General features: G+C 63.8%; 17 protein-coding genes. 8 read left to right on the top strand and 9 right to left on the bottom strand.

Translation table 11 applies throughout. The annotated features are described in order from the left end of the window. The first annotated feature begins 336 nt into the window (after positions 1-336). The 7 genes from ACIOTN_RS17805 (at position 337) to ACIOTN_RS17835 (ending at position 7962) form a co-directional block, all read left to right on the top strand. Positions 337-936, top strand: coding sequence for a TetR/AcrR family transcriptional regulator (locus ACIOTN_RS17805; RefSeq protein ID WP_402735839.1), 600 nt, complete (start codon positions 337-339; stop codon positions 934-936). Further along, entirely contained in the window at positions 936-2714 is a 1779-nt protein-coding gene (locus ACIOTN_RS17810; RefSeq protein ID WP_402735842.1) for an alpha/beta fold hydrolase, read from the top strand. Before ACIOTN_RS17805 ends, ACIOTN_RS17810 begins: the two co-directional genes overlap by 1 nt. Positions 2715-2807: 93 nt before the next feature. Then, entirely contained in the window at positions 2808-4028 is a 1221-nt protein-coding gene (locus ACIOTN_RS17815; protein ID WP_105658985.1) for a GAF domain-containing protein, read from the top strand. A 164-nt stretch (positions 4029-4192) separates the two neighbouring features. Further along, entirely contained in the window at positions 4193-5716 is a 1524-nt protein-coding gene (gene adh, locus ACIOTN_RS17820) for an aldehyde dehydrogenase (protein ID WP_402735840.1), read from the top strand. 149 nt (positions 5717-5865) lie between these two features. Then, positions 5866-6897, top strand: a complete 1032-nt coding sequence (adhP, locus tag ACIOTN_RS17825) for an alcohol dehydrogenase AdhP (protein WP_105662715.1) — start codon at positions 5866-5868, stop codon at positions 6895-6897. 177 nt (positions 6898-7074) lie between these two features. Further along, positions 7075-7500 carry a DUF779 domain-containing protein gene (locus ACIOTN_RS17830; RefSeq protein WP_013347532.1) on the top strand — a complete coding sequence of 142 codons (426 nt, stop codon included), beginning with the start codon at positions 7075-7077 and terminating at the stop codon, positions 7498-7500. A 9-nt stretch (positions 7501-7509) separates the two neighbouring features. Next, on the top strand, positions 7510-7962 hold the full coding sequence (locus tag ACIOTN_RS17835; protein WP_105658982.1) for a pyrimidine dimer DNA glycosylase/endonuclease V: 453 nt from the start codon (positions 7510-7512) through the stop codon (positions 7960-7962). Between the two features lie 20 nt (positions 7963-7982). Here ACIOTN_RS17835 and ACIOTN_RS17840 read toward each other — a convergent pair whose 3' ends face one another. The 9 genes from ACIOTN_RS17840 to ACIOTN_RS17880 form a co-directional block, all read right to left on the bottom strand. Continuing rightward, entirely contained in the window at positions 7983-8966 is a 984-nt protein-coding gene (locus ACIOTN_RS17840) for a diaminopimelate dehydrogenase (protein ID WP_105662716.1), read from the bottom strand. A 114-nt stretch (positions 8967-9080) separates the two neighbouring features. Continuing rightward, positions 9081-9239, bottom strand: coding sequence for a hypothetical protein (locus ACIOTN_RS17845; protein WP_166650877.1), 159 nt, complete (start codon positions 9237-9239; stop codon positions 9081-9083). Between the two features lie 22 nt (positions 9240-9261). After that, the gene (locus ACIOTN_RS17850; RefSeq protein WP_105658980.1) at positions 9262-9540 is read right to left on the bottom strand and encodes a metal-sensitive transcriptional regulator; all 279 of its coding nucleotides are present in this window, start codon (positions 9538-9540) and stop codon (positions 9262-9264) included. A gap of 27 nt (positions 9541-9567) precedes the next feature. Next, positions 9568-9912 carry a thioredoxin gene (trxA, locus tag ACIOTN_RS17855; RefSeq protein ID WP_105662717.1) on the bottom strand — a complete coding sequence of 115 codons (345 nt, stop codon included), beginning with the start codon at positions 9910-9912 and terminating at the stop codon, positions 9568-9570. Next, positions 9909-10778 (bottom strand): sulfite exporter TauE/SafE family protein, encoded by an 870-nt coding sequence (locus tag ACIOTN_RS17860; RefSeq protein ID WP_105662718.1) that lies wholly within the window; start codon positions 10776-10778, stop codon positions 9909-9911. Before ACIOTN_RS17860 ends, trxA begins: the two co-directional genes overlap by 4 nt. A 3-nt stretch (positions 10779-10781) precedes the next feature. Next, positions 10782-11321 carry a rhodanese-like domain-containing protein gene (locus tag ACIOTN_RS17865; RefSeq protein WP_105658977.1) on the bottom strand — a complete coding sequence of 180 codons (540 nt, stop codon included), beginning with the start codon at positions 11319-11321 and terminating at the stop codon, positions 10782-10784. Between the two features lie 32 nt (positions 11322-11353). Next, positions 11354-12739, bottom strand: coding sequence for an MBL fold metallo-hydrolase (locus ACIOTN_RS17870; RefSeq protein WP_105662719.1), 1386 nt, complete (start codon positions 12737-12739; stop codon positions 11354-11356). A 119-nt stretch (positions 12740-12858) separates the two neighbouring features. Next, on the bottom strand, positions 12859-13311 hold the full coding sequence (locus ACIOTN_RS17875; protein ID WP_105658975.1) for a hypothetical protein: 453 nt from the start codon (positions 13309-13311) through the stop codon (positions 12859-12861). 4 nt (positions 13312-13315) lie between these two features. After that, positions 13316-13984: a GntR family transcriptional regulator gene (locus ACIOTN_RS17880; RefSeq protein WP_105662720.1), complete on the bottom strand. Its 669-nt coding sequence runs from the start codon at positions 13982-13984 to the stop codon at positions 13316-13318. A gap of 130 nt (positions 13985-14114) precedes the next feature. Here ACIOTN_RS17880 and ACIOTN_RS17885 point away from each other — a divergent pair, with 130 nt between their 5' ends. Then, positions 14115-16946, top strand: coding sequence for an FAD-binding and (Fe-S)-binding domain-containing protein (locus ACIOTN_RS17885; protein WP_181149093.1), 2832 nt, complete (start codon positions 14115-14117; stop codon positions 16944-16946). Position 16947 lies beyond the last annotated feature (1 nt).

A 16947-nucleotide genomic window follows, 5' to 3' on the forward strand; every position in this document is an offset into this window, starting at 1 on the left:
GAGCAGCCGTTCCCATGTCGGGAACAGGGTGCTGATGCGCATCGTGCGCGGATTTCCGATTTGCCGAACCCGAGGCGGTGGCCGATGCGATCGCATCCCTTGCCTCGGCGAGGCGTCGGGCATGAGCGGAGCGAATTCCCCAGTGCGCCCTGAGGCGACTGCTTGCGCAAAGCCTGGACGGGGCAAGCATCATCCATGGCTCCGGTGATCATGATTCAGCGCTTCTGCAGCGTCGCGCCCAGGATTGCTTGGGCGCGCGTGGCAAGTGGATGCGCTGCCCGGGGCGTTCGAGAGGCCGGATTGTAAAAATATATAGACTGGTCTATTTTTAATTGTATGACTCCCAAAGGAGACCTCACCAAGGCACGGCTCGCAGAGTCCATGCTTGAACTCATCCAGACCAGCGGATACAGCGGCACCGGCCTCAATGCAGTGATCGAGCACGCTGCAGCACCAAAGGGGTCGGTCTATTTCCACTTCCCCGATGGGAAAGAGGGGCTGGGCGTGGCCGCAGTAGAACTGGCCGCCAAGCAATTCGAGACCATGATTATCCAGGTCGCCCAGAGCGCAGGAGGTGCTGCCGAAGCCGCCAAGCTTGCTATCCAAGCGTTGGCCGCCATCATCAGCGATAGCGGCTTCCGCTTAGGCTGCCCCGTGTCAGTGGTGACCTTGGAAATGGGAGACTCAAGTGAACGCCTGCGGCAAGCCTGCGCCACCGCATTCGAGTCATGGATCACTCCGACCACTGCCCTGCTCGAAGCCGATGGCGTGGGCAATGCCCAAGCGAAGTCCCTGGCAACTGTTATCGTCTCGACCATCGAAGGGGCCGCCATCGTTTCCCGGGCGATGAAAAGCACCCGGCCGCTTCTCGCCGCCGCCGACGCGGTAGCCGACCTCATTGGCCTGCGCCAACAGGGCGAAGGGGACCAGAATTGATGCACGGAGCCAACCTTCGCCATGCGCTGGTTTTCGGGGCATCGGGACTAATCGGCAGGCATCTGATCCTTGCTCTCCTCGACGCCCGAACGCAGGTAACAGCAGCTGTCCGGAATGCTGAATCCGCAGCGAAGGTCAAGAATTGGCTGAGCCAGCACGGACTGGAACAAGTGATCAATACCGCGATCGTCGACTTCGACGCCCCCGAAATCCTGGCTGGCGGACCTGCGGCCTTCACCAGCGTCACCGAAATTCACAATTGCGCCGGCACCTACCGATTCGGCATGAGCGCGCAGGAAGCCCGCAGCGCTAATGTTGGCATCGTCGAGAAGCTGGTGGATTTTGCTGCAGCGCTGCCAGAGCTGCAGCGCATTGTGCATATTTCCGGCTACCGAGTCGGCGGGCAGGATCCCTCGAAGGTTCCGTGGCCGCAGGACTACCGCGATCATCTCTACCGGAAACTAGGCGCTTACGAAGCCTCGAAAGTGGAGTCCGACGCGGTCTTCCAAGCCCTCGGCAAAGAACACGGAATCCCTTGGACCATCGTCAATCCGGCCAGCGTCATCGGCCACAGCATTACCGGGGAATCCGACCAGCACATCGGGCTGGCCGGCACCATTGAGCAGCTCTGGGAAGGGAAAACCGCAGCTCTTCCCGCAGGTGACTCGACTTTCTTACCGGTGCTCACGGTCGACTATATGGCTGCGTTCATGGCGGCCGTGGCCATTGCGCCGGAGGCGATAGGCAAATCCTACTGGCTGCTGGATGACGCCACTGCGCCACTGGGGCGCTTGCTGGCCGAAACTGGCCGGCATCTTGGCGCGAAAGTCCCCAAGCTGCGCTTGCCCGTGGGACTAATCAAGGCTCTTCCTTCGTGGATCACCAAAGCCGATCCGGAAACGCTCCACTTCATGTCCGCGGACCGCTATCCGACCGGGCCCGCGATCGAATTCGCCAACCGGCACGGAATCCAGATGCCTGACGTTGGTTCCTCTCTGGAGCGCTGGGCAGACTATCTGGCCGCCCACCGATTCGGGGCCGCGGCATCTGGGGCACGCCGCTATGTAGATGTCGGGGGAGTGAGAACTTTTGAGCTGGGCGACCGCGAGGAACGCCGGTTGATCTTCCCTGGCCTTCCGGTAAATGCCGATACCTGGGCCGCAGTAGCTCAGGGCATTGGCGGACGGGCCGTTGACCTGCCAGGGCTTGGGCTCAGCGGCGGACGGGGCGTCCCGGATTGGGACCGGTGGCTTCCCGCTCTCCTGGCAGGCGGCCCGGTGGATCTGATCGGGCACTCCATCGGGGCAGCCGCCGCCACGCTCGCCGCAGGTCGACTGCCGGGCAAGGTCCGCTCGCTGACCTTGGTTGCGCCGTTTTTCTTGCAAGGGCACGCAGGGAAGGCGCCAAGGTTCCAGCCGCTGGTCCGCGGCTATTTGCGCCATGCGACCGCGGAGCAACTCTCACGTCAATTGACCGGCAACGAGGCGAGCTCAACTGCCTTGGTCTCCAGCGTCAGCGATCTGAAGCGAAGTACCGCCGCCGCGGTAGCTGGCCATCTCGCCCTGGCGAGTTCCAAGCAGTGGCGCCGGCAGTTGCGGGAGATGCTCGATCGCTATGACGGTCCGCTCCGAATTATCTGGGGAGCCGAAGACCCATTGGACCCCGCCGCAATCCGGCAGCTGGAGTCCCGGCCCGAGGCTGGACTGCACTCCATTCCCTCCGCGGGGCACCACCCGCAGCTGACCCACGAGGATGCCCTGATTGAACTGTTGAAGTAGGGGTTGGAGCACGCCTCTTCTCAAGCATCCCCTCTTCGCCTAGTCTGGTTGGAACTGCACAGAACCATCTTTCCGACGGGGTGAAGGGGGAGCGTGAGCACATCTGCCATCGACTGGTCCAACGCAACTCGCCGCGCACAAAAAGCCCGCGAGCTGCTCTCCTCGCAGGAAACCGGACTGGGCGACCTCCCATTGCGCAATGACGTGCGCGAATCCTGGAAACGGTCGCTGGCCCAAACAGGCTCGGTTCAAGAACCGCCGGTTCTGAGCAACGACCGGTTGCGCCTTGCCCGCGAGCGCAGCGAGCTCCAGCGGATTTGGCCTGTTTTCGAAAAGCTCCTTGTTCCCGCCGCAACCGACGCCAATCTCTTGGTCGCCCTTGCGGATGCCGGCGGAACCTTGTTGTGGGTTGCGGGAAGCACCAGTTCGATGAGCCAAGCCGAGCACGTGGGCTTCATGGCAGGTGCCGACTGGGCAGAAAAGAGTGTTGGCACATCCGCGCCGGGAATGGCGCTGGCAACCGGGGCCGGTTCGCAGGTCTCGGGGGCTGAGCATCTCTATGAGCAAGCCCAGCAGTACAGCTGCTCGGCGGTACCGATCCGCGATCCGCGCACTGGTCAGGTAATTGGCGCAATCGACCTGACCGGTGGCCCGGAAGCCGTTGCCACGCACTCCTTGCCGCTGCTGCAAGCGGCGGTCATGGCTGCGGAAACGCAGCTGCTCTTGCCGGGTGCCGGAGTCGTGGCCGATCCCGACTACCTGGACTTGGGGCGCTCTGATGGGGCCCATCTGGGATCAGTGCCGATTTCCCTTCGCCATGCAGAAATATTGACCCTTCTGGCGCACTACCGGGAAGGCCTGAGCACTGCCCAGCTGGTGGAAGAGCTGTTCGAGCGTCCCGATTCCGCGGCCGAGGGCACGGTCCGCGCCGAAATCGTCAGGCTGCGCAAGGTACTCGCGGGCCCAGGCGGGCGTGCCTTGACTTCACGCCCGTACCGCCTTCAGTGGGACCTGCATACGACCCTTGGCCGCCTATGGCGTGCACTGGAGCAGGGCGATCTCGATTCCGCCCTGCCGCTGTACTCCCCGGGCCTGCTGGCCCGCTCCCAGGCGCCAGGCATCGTCTCGCTGCTGTACCGGACCGAGGCCGCGCTGCGTGAAATGGTGCTGGATCGAGGAACTGCGCATCAGCTGCTGAACCTGGGCCGCCAGCTGGCTGACCCTGGCCTCTTGCGAGCTGCCTTGCGCGAATTGCCTGCGCAATCGCCAGCGCGCTCACTTGTCGTCGCCGAGGTCCAGGCCCTCGAGAACTAGGTTCCTTGCCATTGCCGTTCCTCCCGCCAGGCTCGAACATGCCATTGCGGTCATCTGGGATCCCGTTGCAACCTGACTGCAACCTTCGTGTGACTAGAGTCACAAGCAAGGTTCCGCGATGATGCCATCGCGGCCAGGACATCCGACTAAGGAGACGTGGAGCAATGGCGGTTTACGCAAACCCGAATACCGATGAAGCACTGGTCAATTTCAAGCCGCGCTACGAGAACTACATCGGCGGTGAATGGGTAGCCCCGGTCAAGGGCATGTACTTCGAGAACATCACCCCCGTCACCGGCAAGGTCTTCTGCGAGGTGGCCCGTTCCACCGCAGAAGACGTCGAAGTGGCGCTCGACGCGGCGCATGCGGCGGCTGGCGCCTGGGGCAAGACCAGCCCGGCCGAACGCGCCGTCATCCTGAACAAGATCGCGGACCGCATCGAGGAAAACCTTGAAATGCTCTCCGTGGCCGAGACCTGGGATAACGGCAAGGCGATCCGCGAGTGCCTGAATGCCGACCTCCCGCTGGCAGTGGACCACTTCCGCTACTTCGCCGGAGCAATCCGCGCCCAGGAAGGCAGCCTCTCCCAGCTCGACGAGGACACCACCGCGTACCACTACCACGAGCCGCTGGGCGTGGTCGGGCAGATCATCCCGTGGAACTTCCCGCTGCTCATGGCCGTGTGGAAGCTCGCCCCGGCCCTGGCTGCCGGCAATGCGATCGTGCTCAAGCCCGCCGAGCAGACCCCGGTCTCCATCCTGGTTCTCATGGAACTGATCGGCGATCTGCTTCCAGCCGGCGTGCTGAACGTGGTCAACGGCTTCGGCGTGGAATGCGGCAAGCCGCTGGCCTCCAACAAGCGCATCCGCAAGATCGCCTTCACCGGCGAAACCACTACCGGCCGGCTGATCATGCAGTACGCGTCGGAAAATCTGATCCCGGTCACCCTGGAGCTGGGCGGCAAGTCCCCGAACATCTTCTTCGAGGACATCGCGGCCAAGGACGACGCCTTCTACGACAAGGCGCAGGAAGGATTCACGCTGTTCGCGCTGAACCAGGGCGAAGTCTGCACCTGCCCATCGCGTGCGCTGATCCAGGAAAGCATCTACGACCGCTTCATGGGCGATGTGGTGGCCCGCACCAAGGCCATCAAGCAGGGCCACCCGCTGGATACCGACACCATGATGGGTGCCCAGGCATCCAACGACCAGCTCGAGAAGATCCTCTCCTACATGGACATCGGCAAGTCCGAGGGCGCCAAGGTGCTGCTCGGCGGGGGACGGGCGGATCTGGGCGGAGAGCTCTCCGGCGGCTACTACGTGAAGCCGACCATCTTCGAGGGCACCAATGACATGCGCATCTTCCAGGAGGAGATCTTCGGGCCGGTGGTCGCGGTGACCAAGTTCAAGGACTACGACGACGCGATCTCCATCGCCAACGACACCCTGTACGGATTGGGTTCGGGGGTGTGGAGCCGCAATGGCAACGTGGCCTACCGTGCCGGCCGCGCCATCCAGGCCGGACGCGTGTGGGTCAACCAGTACCACGCCTACCCGGCGCACTCGGCCTTCGGCGGCTACAAGTCCTCGGGCATCGGCCGCGAGAACCACCTGATGATGCTGGACCACTACCAGCAGACCAAGAACCTGCTGGTTTCCTACTCGGAAGACAAGCTGGGCTTCTTCTAGGAGCAGTAGCTGCCACGAGCAGCATGAGATGACAACAGACCTCGAAGGTACGGGGCCAGCCGGGACGGCGTCCGGGGATCGATTGGCCTCATCCCCCGCACGCCAGCCGGCACCCCGCACCTTCGAATGCCATGCAAAGGACAAAGTACATGAGCAAGATGAAAGCTGCAATAGTCGAGGGCTTCGGCGAAGAGTTCCAGGTGAAGGAAGCCGCGATCCCCGAGCCCGGCCCCGGCCAGGTGCTGGTGAAGCTGATCGCCTCGGGCGTCTGCCACACCGACCTGCACGCCGCCGAAGGCGATTGGCCGGTCAAGCCGAAGCTTCCGCTGATTCCCGGGCATGAAGGCGTGGGCATCGTGGAAAAGCTCGGCGAAGGAGTCACCGAGGTCGCGCTCGGGGACATGATCGGCAACGCGTGGCTGGCTAGCGCCTGCGGGCACTGCCAGTACTGCCGCACCGGCTGGGAGACGCTGTGCGAAGCCCAGTCCAATGGCGGGTATTCCGTGGACGGTTCCTTCGGCCAGTACATGCTGGTGGATTCCCGCTATGCCGCGCACATCCCGGAGGGCTCGGATCCCCATGAAATCGCGCCGGTGCTGTGCGCGGGAGTGACTGTCTACAAGGGCCTGAAGATGACTGAGGTCAAGCCCGGCCAGTGGGTGGCTATTTCGGGTATCGGCGGACTGGGCCATATCGCGGTGCAGTACGCGGTGGCCATGGGCATGCGGGTGATCGCCATTGACGTGGCCGATGACAAGCTGGCGCTGGCCTCGAAGCATGGAGCGGAAATCACCGTCAATGCCTTCGCCCAGGACCCGGCCGAGATCATCCAGCAGAAGGTTGGCGGAACGCACGGCGTGCTGGTTACGGCGGTGCATCCAAAGGCGTTCGGGCAAGCGATCGGCATGACCCGGCGCGGCGGAACGATCGTGTTCAACGGGCTGCCCGCCGGTGATTTCCCCGCACCCATTTTCGACATCGTGCTCAAGGGCCTGACCATCCGCGGATCGATCGTGGGAACACGGCAGGACATGATCGAGGCGCTGGAATTCTATGCGGCAGGGAAGATCAAGCCGACCTTCCATACCCGCCCGCTGGAAGATATCAACGCCGTATTCGACGAAATGCGCCATGGCAAGATCGATGGGCGCGTTGTCATCGACTACGCCGGCAGGGCGTAGCCGGATCCGCAATGGTTGATGGCACGGTACCGGATGCGGCTTTTCGAAGCGGCATCCGGTACCGGTGCCCTGGCCGCCCTGGCCGCCCTGGCCGAGCGATGGACGGTGCGGCCCAAAAAGAGGACACTGGCCACAACGAGATAAATCCGGACGTGGACAACGAGGCAGGAGCAGGACATGAGCACCGTAACCGAAACACGCGCCGCAATCGAGGGCGAAGAGTTCTCGCGGGTGGCCTTCACCTCCGAAGCCCTGGACCTGCTGCGCAAGCTGTGGGGGATCCACGGCCCGCTGATGTTCCACCAGTCCGGAGGATGCTGCGACGGGTCCTCGCCGATGTGCTATCCGGCCGGCGAGTTCCGCACCGGGGGATCGGACATCCGGCTCGGCGTGCTTTCCCTGGACGGCGCTGATGGCACCGCCCTGGGCGACATTGATTTCTGGATGTCCAAGGAGCAATTCGAATACTGGAAGCACACCAAGCTCACCGTTGACGTGGTCAACGGGCGGGGATCCGGTTTCTCCGTCGAAGCCCCGGAGGGCAAGCGCTTCTTGATTCGCAGCGAGATCATCGAGTTCCCGGCTGGCCCGAACCCCGACTAGGCTTGGCCCATGCGACTGTGGTCCCTGCACCCCTCATTGCTCGACGCCAAAGGGCTGGTTGCCTGTTGGCGTGAAACACTGCTGGCCCAGAAGGTGCTCGCCGGCCAGACCAAGGGCTATACAGGGCACCCGCAGCTTCTCCGGTTCAAGGCGCAGCCCGCCCCGCTGGTGCATATGGGCGGCTATCTGCAGGGCTTGTGGGACGAAGCGGCTGTCCGGGGCTATCGCTTCGACGCCGCGAAGATCCTGCATCCGGCAGCCGCCGCGCAGCTGGAAAAGATCCCGGTCACCCAGGGGCAGGTGCACTTCGAGCGCGAGCACCTGCTGCGCAAGCTCTCCGTCCGGGATCCCGCGCGCATCGCCCGCTTGGAACCGGCAGGGCAGGTGGCCCTGCATCCGCTGTTCGTGCAGGTCCCGGGGCCAGTGGAGGCCTGGGAGAAGGATGCGCTCGCCAGCGGGTGAGCTGCTGGCCCGGCAAAATCCTAGAGCAGCTCCGCGCGCAACTGTGCGGGGGATTTGGGCGAGAGCAGCCCCGGGGCCACATCGTAAACGGTCTGCGCACCGGTGATGCCGCGCTGGTTCATCCGGAAGGCGGCCCGGGCGTAAGCCACCAGCACGCTGGAAGTGAATTCCGGGTTGGAGCCAAGTGCCAGCGAATACTCGATGACCTGCTTCTGCTCGTCGCTGGTATTGCCCGAACGGATCACGAACCCGCCATGCGGCATATTCGAATGCTCGGCGGCCAAGGTCTGCTCGTCGATGAACTGCACCGTGGTGTCGTACTGGTTGAAGTAGTGCTCCATGGTCACGATGGCTTCGCGCACCGACTCCGGATCGGCACCGTCTTCGAGCACGACAAAGCATTCGCGCTGGTGCTTCTCGCGGGTGCTCAAGGAAGGGCGCTCGCCGGCCCGGACCCGGTCGATAGCCTCCTGGCTCGGGATCGTGTACTGCACACCGGTGGCGACGCCCGGGACGCGGCGGATCGCATCCGAATGCCCCTGGCTCAGCCCGCGGCCCCAGAAGGTGTAGGTTTCGCCGTCGGGCAGCAAGGCCTCCCCGAAGACCCGGTTGATCGAGAACATGCCCGGATCCCAGCCCACGGAGAGCAACGCGGTCTTGCCAGCTGCCTTCGCCGGGCCGTCGATGGACGCGTAGTACTCGGGGATGCGGGCGTGGGTATCGAAGCTGTCCACGGTGTTGAACAGCGCCGCGAACTTCGGGCCCTGCTGCGGCAAGTCCGATTTCGAGCCGCCGCAAAGGATCAATACGTCGATCTGCGCGGCGTGCTTTTCCAGCTCATCGATGCCGAACCGCGGTGCCGGCTGAGCCAGTTGGAGGGCCTGCGGGTCACGGCGGGTGTAGACGCCCACCAGCTCCATATCGGGATTCTTGGCGATCGCGGCTTGGACGCCGCGTCCCAGATTCCCATAGCCAGCAATACCGATGCGGATCTTTGAAGTCATGCCTGCCGTTTCCTTGGGGGAGTGAAGTTTGCTCAGCCGCGGATGGGCTAAATACTTCGGATTATGCCAACGAATCCCGGGGCAGTGAAACCCTTGACCCTCTATGACCCCGGTCTAGCCGAACAGGCGCTTGAAGAAGCCCTTCTTCGGTTCGGCTTCGTGGCCCTGGCAACGGTCCTTATTGGGGACATTGCGCATAGTTGCTTCAACGTGCTGGCCGCAGCCAGCCCACGTGGTCTTCTGGCAGATCTTGCATTGAACCTGGCGGCACATAATTTTTTCCTTGGGGTAGTGGTTAGGACAGGGAGAGGAAGAGCTTTTCGAGTTCTTCGACGCTCAGGCCGTCTTCTTCCTCGGAAGCCTTCTCGGGATCGGCGATGCAGTACTGCATCGCGGTGGAGACAATGGCGAATCCGGCGCGGTCCAGCGCGGTGGAGACGGCGGCCAGCTGAGTGACTACCTCTTTGCACGAACCATCGGTTTCCACGGCGTTGATCACCGCATCAAGCTGGCCTCGGGCACGCTTAAGGCGGTTGAGGATCCGCTTGCGGGTCGCTTCGTCAGCAGTGCGCATCAATTTCTCCTTGGTACGGGTAGCGGGTTAGTCGTCTTCTGCAATTTCGGCATCCAGGTGTTTGAGTTGGACGAGCAACTGCTCCATAGCGCCAGAGCTCAACGCTCCGGGTTTTGAATGTACAAGTATCCCATCCTTGAACGCCATGAGCGTCGGTATGGATGCAATCCGGGCTGCCTGCGCCAAATCCGGCTGGGTTTCGGTATTCACCTTGGCGAAGGCGATTTCAGGATGCGCCGCGGATACTTCGTCGAAAATCGGGGCAAAGCCGCGGCAAGGACCGCACCAAGGCGCCCAGAAATCCACGAGCACCAGCCGGTTCCTTGCGATGAACCCAGCGAAGTTCGAAGCTGACAATTCAAGCGGCTTCATCGGGTTTCTCCTTTCAGAACGAGCGGGCAGCGCGCCCCCATCGCCGGAATTTTGTTGCACAGCAGCACCAATGCGCCCGCGAGGGCTGCAACCGCAACTACGACCAGCCCGCCGGGAGCCGGTAGTTCCTGGCTGAGCACGAACACGCCCATGGCCAAGACGAAGTAGCCGAAACCCTTGCGCAAAGCGCGTTCGTCGATCCTGCGCGAAAGCCGTGCGCCGATCAACGAACCGAGGATCGCGGTGGTCGCCAGCCCTGCGGCCAGCGGCCAATCCAGTGCAACTGAATTCAACTGCCCGGCCAGGCCAGTGATCGAATTCAGGGTGATCACCAGCAGGGAGGTGCCCACCGCCTGTTGCACGGACAGCCCGGCCAGCAAAGCCAGTGCAGGGACGAGCAGGAAACCGCCTCCGGCACCGACCAGGCCGGTGACCATGCCAATGCCCAAGCCGACCGGGGCGGACAGCCACAACGGCTGTGTTGCGCTGCCAGTGTTTTTCCGTCCGCGGATCATCCCGCGGGCACTGGCCAGCATGATGATCGCGAAACCGAGCATCAGCAGCTGGGCAGGGATCCCGCTGGCCAGCAGCCCGCCGCCAAAGGCGCCAAGCATGCTGGTGGACGCGAAGACCATCCCCTGTTTCCAACGCACATTGGCCTTGCGGGCATGCGGGATCAGGCTCGCTGCCGAGGTCGCACCGACCACCAGCAGGGAGGTGGCGATCGCTTCCTTGGCGGGCAACCCGGCTACATAGCTGAGCAGGGGAACCATCAGGATTGAACCGCCGCCGCCGAACAGTCCCAGGGACAGCCCGACGATGCTCGCTAGTGCAAGGGCCAGAACCAGCAGCGGTCCGAACTCCATGGCCTACTTCTTTACTTTGTTCCAGGGCATCTTGCCCAAGAAGCTGATCATCGGGCAAGAATCCCGCAGGGCTGAGAACACCAGTCCGCCACCGATGGCCGCCGAAAGATAGGCGAACTTCGGGGAGATGAACTTCGCTCCGAGCAACCCGGCGAGCACCACGGAACCTGCGGTCATGCGCATCTGGCGGTCCAGCGCCCAACGCTGCACGCCGCGCACCATGGTGCCGCCGGCATTTTCGTAGGCGGTGACGCCGCCAAGCAGTACCGTGCTGTGCTCGATCTGCTGCTCCTGCAGGGCACGCTGCGCCTTGGAAGCACGGTTGCCGCTGTGGCAGATCAGCACCGGCTTGCCTGGAATCTTGGCGAGCACCTCGGTGGCGTTGGCGGTGAATTCTTCGAGCGGCACGTTGTACGAGCCGGGAATGTGGAGGGTTTCGAATTCGCCCGCGGTGCGCACGTCAATCAAGGCGAGGTCCGTGTCGGGGGCTTCCACCAGGCATTTAAGTGCTTCGGCGTCCATGGTGGTCAAAGGGGTAGTCATTGAATGCAGTTCAGCTTTCGTGGCGGGGGTGGCTAGTTGGCGAAGGAGGACCAGCCGAGGTAGCTGCCCTCAAGCTCGACGACGTTGTAGCCGGCATCGCGCAGTGCGCTGGCGGCCACGGCATTGCGCATGCCGCTTTGGCAGTAGGTGACGATGGTGCCGCCGGCGGGCAGCTGATCGAGATTCCACAACACCCGTCCGCCGGACAGCTGCTTGGCGCCCGGGATATGCCCGGCGGCGAACTCGGTCTTGTTGCGGACATCCAGCAGCATCTCGTACTCGAAATCGTCCAGCTGTGCCGGGGTGATCGACTTCGGCTTCACCGTTGGCAGGCCTTCCAAGCTGGTGGTGAAACCCTTGACCGCGTCGATGCCCACGCGCATTAGGTGGGCGCGGATCGTCGCGGCGTGTTCGCCGGTCTCGGCCAGCACGATCAGGGCGCGTTGGTCCTTTTCCGGATCGTAGGCCCAGGCGCCGAAGCTGGCGGTCTTCGCCGTACCCGGGATGGACAGCGCGCCGGGAACGGTGCCTGCGGCGATCTGGGTGTGCCCACGGGTATCGACGAGCACCGAGACCCCCGCCTCCAGCTGCTGGAGGAGCTGCTGGACGGGTATTTCAGCTAGGGGGTCGAGCTGGCCCAGGATGGCTGGGCCCAGGCGGTTCTGCCGCTTCATGCGGCCGAAGTAGGCGTGGGCGTCGGGCTGGCCGTTGAGCAGTTCGGCGATGAAGCCGTCCTGGTCGTCGTTGGCCAGGTAGGTGCTCCACCAGGCGAACTCGCGTTCGTAGCCCAACGTGGTGGAAGGGACCGCGCCCAGCGCTTTGCCGCAGGCGCTGCCCGAGCCGTGGCCTGGATGCACCTGGATGTAATCGGGCAATTCTGCCAGGGTTTTATTCAGCGAAGCAAAGAGATCGCGGGCGCCTTCGAAGCGGGTATCGACACCGCCGGCGGCCTCGTCCAGCAAATCCGGACGGCCTAGGTCGCCGGCGAAGATGAAGTCGCCGGAGAGCAGGTAGCCAGGGTCTTGGCTGAAGGCTCCGTCGGTGATGGCGTAAGCCAGGTGCTCCGGGGTGTGGCCCGGGGTGTGGCGGGCGGCGATGCGCAGGTTGCCCAGCGTGATGATATCGCCATCCATCAAACGTTCTGCCTCGAATCCGTACTGCCAATCTTTGCCGCCCTCGCCCGAAACGTAGCTGGTGGCGCCGGTGGCGGCGGCTAGTTCGCGGGTTCCGGAAAGGTAGTCGGCGTGGATGTGGGTTTCAGCGACGGCCGTGATGCGCATGCCGTGCTTGGCAGCCAGGGCAAGGTAGTCGGCGATGTCGCGGCGCGCGTCGACCACGAGAGCTTCGCCTTTGGCCTGGCAGCCGATGAAGTAGCTGGCCTGCGCGAGATCTTCGTCGTAGAGGCGTTCAAGCAGCATGGTTGGTTCCTTTCAAGGTGGATTGGAACCAGACTAGTCTATACCCCCGGGGGTATGTCAAAAATACGGGTGGGGGTATGTGCGGAGGCCCGCAATGCCGCTAGGTGGGAAAGGTGTTTTTATGCCCGGGTGAAAGTGCGCAGCCAGCCGGTTAGCCGCAGCTGCTCCGCGGGGTCCAAGGTTGCCAATAGCTGCAGGGTGCCGTCGTCTGCGGGGCGCAGAATACCCAGGTGATCGGCTGGAACATCGGACATCGCCTCACCAGCCGGGGAATCGGGCGATGCGCTCGCCGCCCTGGAGATGAAGACCTCGTCGGGTGAACCGTTCCAACCCTCGAGGATCGAGATGGTGCCTTCCAGCAGGCGCAGGGCCTCGTGCGCGTGGATCCATGCGGTGGCATCCTTGGCAGCCAGCTCGAACCCGGCTTCGGGAACAATCTTTCGCAGGCCCGTGGCCAGGACGCGCGCTTTCGCGCTGAGCCCCTCGGCCTGGAAGGCGGCTACCGCATCCAGGCGCTGTGTCATGCGCGCGAAGTCCTGCTCAATGCTTTTCCTGCTTGCGAAAATGCCCATGCTCCTATCTTCGCCTACCTTGCGAAAGGCTGTCGAGGTGCTCGGCCAATCGGGTGCTGGCGCGGGAGAGGTGCTGGGCCAAAACCTCTGCCGCGCCCTGGGCATCGCCGGCGGCGATGCATTCGAGCAGGCGTTCATGTTCGCTGGCGATGTCCGCGGTGTTCAGCAGCGTTGCATCCTGGACGTGGGTCATGCACAGGCGGATCTCATCGCTGAGCTGGCCGTAGATTGCGCTGGTACGGGTCGAATCCAGGGCCTGGACCAGTGCGGAGTGGAAGCGGACATCCGGATTGACGATCTGGATCGGGGAAGCATCGCGCAGTGCGGTGATTTCGGCATTGGCCTCGCGTGCAGCTTCCGGGACCTGTCCGGTGCTGGCCAGCAGCCGCACGGCCTCTGCTTCGATGATGGCGCGGGTGCGGTAGATGTCGCGGGCGTCGGCGGATGAGAGCAGCGTGACTTTCGCGCTCTGATGCGCGTTGCGCGTCAGCAGGCCGCTGGCAACGAGGTTCTCCAGCGCGGCCTTGGCGGTTGGCCGGGCCACTTCATAGTGCGCGGCGACGTCCACTTCGCCCAGCGGGGTGCCGGGAGACAGTTCCCCGCTGAAAATCCGGGCACGCAGGGACTTGACGACGGCCTGAACCACGGAAACCACACCTAAACGGGCCGCCATCAGGGTCCTTTCGAGCCGCGGAAAATTTACCTAACAAGTATCCCATGAATAGTACTACTATGGCTTGTGTACTTGTAAGACAATTTCCGTATTCGGCAAGCGCCGCTTGCCAACTGCACAGGAGCGCACCATGGCATTGAGCACGCCAGCACTCGGAGAAACGACGGTTTCATCCGGCATCCTCGATCTGGTCGGCGACCAGGATCGCGTCAAGACCCGATCCATCGACCGCGTTGCCTACGCCTCGGATGCCTCGCACTACCTGTACACGCCGCAAGCTGTCGTGCTGGCCAAGGACGCCGCGGAAGTCTCCGCGCTGCTGGCTGCGGCCGCGCGCGGCAACCAGCCGGTCACCCTGCGCTCGGGCGGCACCTCGCTGGCCGGGCAAGCCAGTGGCGACGGACTGATGATTGATGTGCGCCGCAACTTCCGCGGCATCACCGTGCTCGATAACGGAGCGCGCGTGCGCGTGCAGCCCGGTGCCACCGTCCGCCAGGTCAACGCGCGCCTGGCCGTCTATGGCAGCAAGCTGGGGCCGGATCCGGCCAGCGAGGCGGCCTGCACCATCGGAGGCGTGATCGCGAACAACTCCTCGGGCATGGCCTGCGGCACCGAATTCAACACCTACCGCACCCTGGAATCCATGACTTTCGTGCTCCCCTCGGGCACCATGATCGACACCGCGGATCCACAGGCCGACCGCAAGCTGGCCGCCGCTGAACCGCAACTGGTCGCCACGCTGGACAAGCTGGGCCAGCGCGTGCGCAGCAACCCGGCCTCGGTCGCCAAGATCGAGAAGCACTTCGCGCTGAAGAACACCATGGGCTACGGCATTAACGCCTTCCTGGACTACGACACCCCGGCAGAGCTGATGGCCCACCTGATCATCGGCTCCGAGGGCACCCTGGCGTTCGTCGCCGAGGCCGTCTTCCGCACCGTGCCGATCCGCAAGCTGGCCATCGCCACCTTGGCCGTCTTCGATAACCTGGATCTGGCCACCCGGGCGCTGCCTGAACTCGTGGATTCCGGCGCCGCCACCCTGGAACTGATGGATTCCACCTCGCTGCGCGTGGGCCAGTCGCTGCCCGGCGTGCCGGATGCCATCATGGGCTTCGACGTCGACCAGCAGGCCGCCTTGCTGGTCGAATACCATGCGGACACCGAAGAGGAACTGGCCGGGCTGCGCTCCGCCGGCCAGTCGCTGCTCGACGCATCGGCATTGCGCGCCCCAGCGGTGCTGTCCCCAGATGCGAAGAACCGCCAGGCCGCGTGGAAGTTCCGCAAGGGCCTGTATGCTTCGGTAGCCGGTGCCCGCGCCACAGGCACCACCGCGCTGCTCGAAGACGTCGTGGTCCCGGTAGAGTCCCTGGCCGAAACCTGCGACAGCCTGCAGGAGCTGTTCACCGAGTACGGCTACGCGGATTCGGTGATCTTCGGCCACGCCAAGGACGGCAACATCCACTTCATGCTCACCGACCGTTTCGAAGGCGATGCGGCGTTGAACCGGTACAACTCCTTCAACGACAAGATGGTCCAGCTGATTCTGGACAAGGACGGCAACCTCAAGGCGGAGCACGGCACCGGCCGCGCCATGGCGCCGTTCGTGCGCGCGCAGTACGGCGATGAGCTCTACGAGGTGCACCTGGAGCTGAAAGCCGCCTGCGACCCGCGCCTGATGATGAACCCCGGGGTGATCATCGACGAAGACCACGCCGCGCACATCCGCAACATCAAGCTCAACGAGACCATCGAGATCGAGGCCGACCACTGCGTGGAATGCGGCTATTGCGAGCCGGTCTGCCCGTCCAAGGACCTGACCCTGACCCCGCGCCAGCGCATCGTCGTGCGCCGGGCCATCGCCAAGGCCGAGGCCGAGGGCAACGCCGAGCTGGCGGCCGAACTGGAGCGCGACTACGAATACAACGGCGTGCAGACCTGTGCCGTGGACGGCATGTGCGTCACCGCCTGCCCGGTGGGCATCAACACCGGCCTGCTGGTCAAGCGCCTGCGCCGCGAAGACGCGCACCCGGTCCTGGAAGCCGGCTTCAAGGCCGCAGCCAAGGGATGGGGACCTGCCACGCGCGCTGGTTCGCTGGCCCTGAGCATCGCCGATAAATTCCCTGCTTCGCTGGTCCGCGGTGCCACCGATGCTGCGCGCAAGTTGGTCAGCACCGACACCATGCCACGTTACGATGCCGACCTGCCCGGCGGTGGCAAGGCGCGCAAGCCCATGGCCGGCAACTTGGGTGCAGCTGGCACCGAGCCGCTGGCCATCTACCTGCCAGCCTGCGTGAATTCGATGTTCGGCCCTGCAGGAGATGGGGAAGGAGTTGCCCCGGCGTTCACCAAGCTGCTGCACGCTGCTGGCGTCTCGGTTTACGTCCCCGAGGGCATTGAATCCACCTGCTGCGGTACCCCGTGGACTTCCAAGGGCTACGAACAGGGCCATGAGGTCATGGGCCAGCGCGTGCTGGAAGAAGTCCGTGCGGCCATGCCGGGCAAGGTCCTGCCGATCATCTCCGATGCCTCCAGCTGCACCGAAGGCTTTGCGCATACCCTGGCCGAGCATGGCTACGAAGTGGTTGACCTGCTGGCGTTCACTTCGCAGCACTTGCTGGAGAAGCTGCCAGCGCTCGAGAAGATCTGCTCGGTCACCTTGCACCCAACCTGCTCGTCCACGCAGATGGGCCTGAACCCGGACATGCAGAAGATCGCAGAGGCTGTGGCAGATACCGTGAACACCCCGGTGAACTGGGGCTGCTGTGGTTTTGCCGGTGACCGCGGCATGCTGCATCCGGAGCTGACCGAGTCGGCTACCGCTCGCGAAGCTGCCGAGGTTCGTGAACTGGATGCGCAGGAACACGCTTCGTGCAACCGCACCTGTGAACTGGGCATGACCCGTGCGACGGGCAAGGAATACCGCCACATCGTTGAACTGCTGGCAGACGCCGCCAGCAAGTAGA

This window comes from Glutamicibacter sp. NPDC087661, from assembly GCF_044743275.1.
GTDB lineage: Bacteria > Actinomycetota > Actinomycetes > Actinomycetales > Micrococcaceae > Glutamicibacter.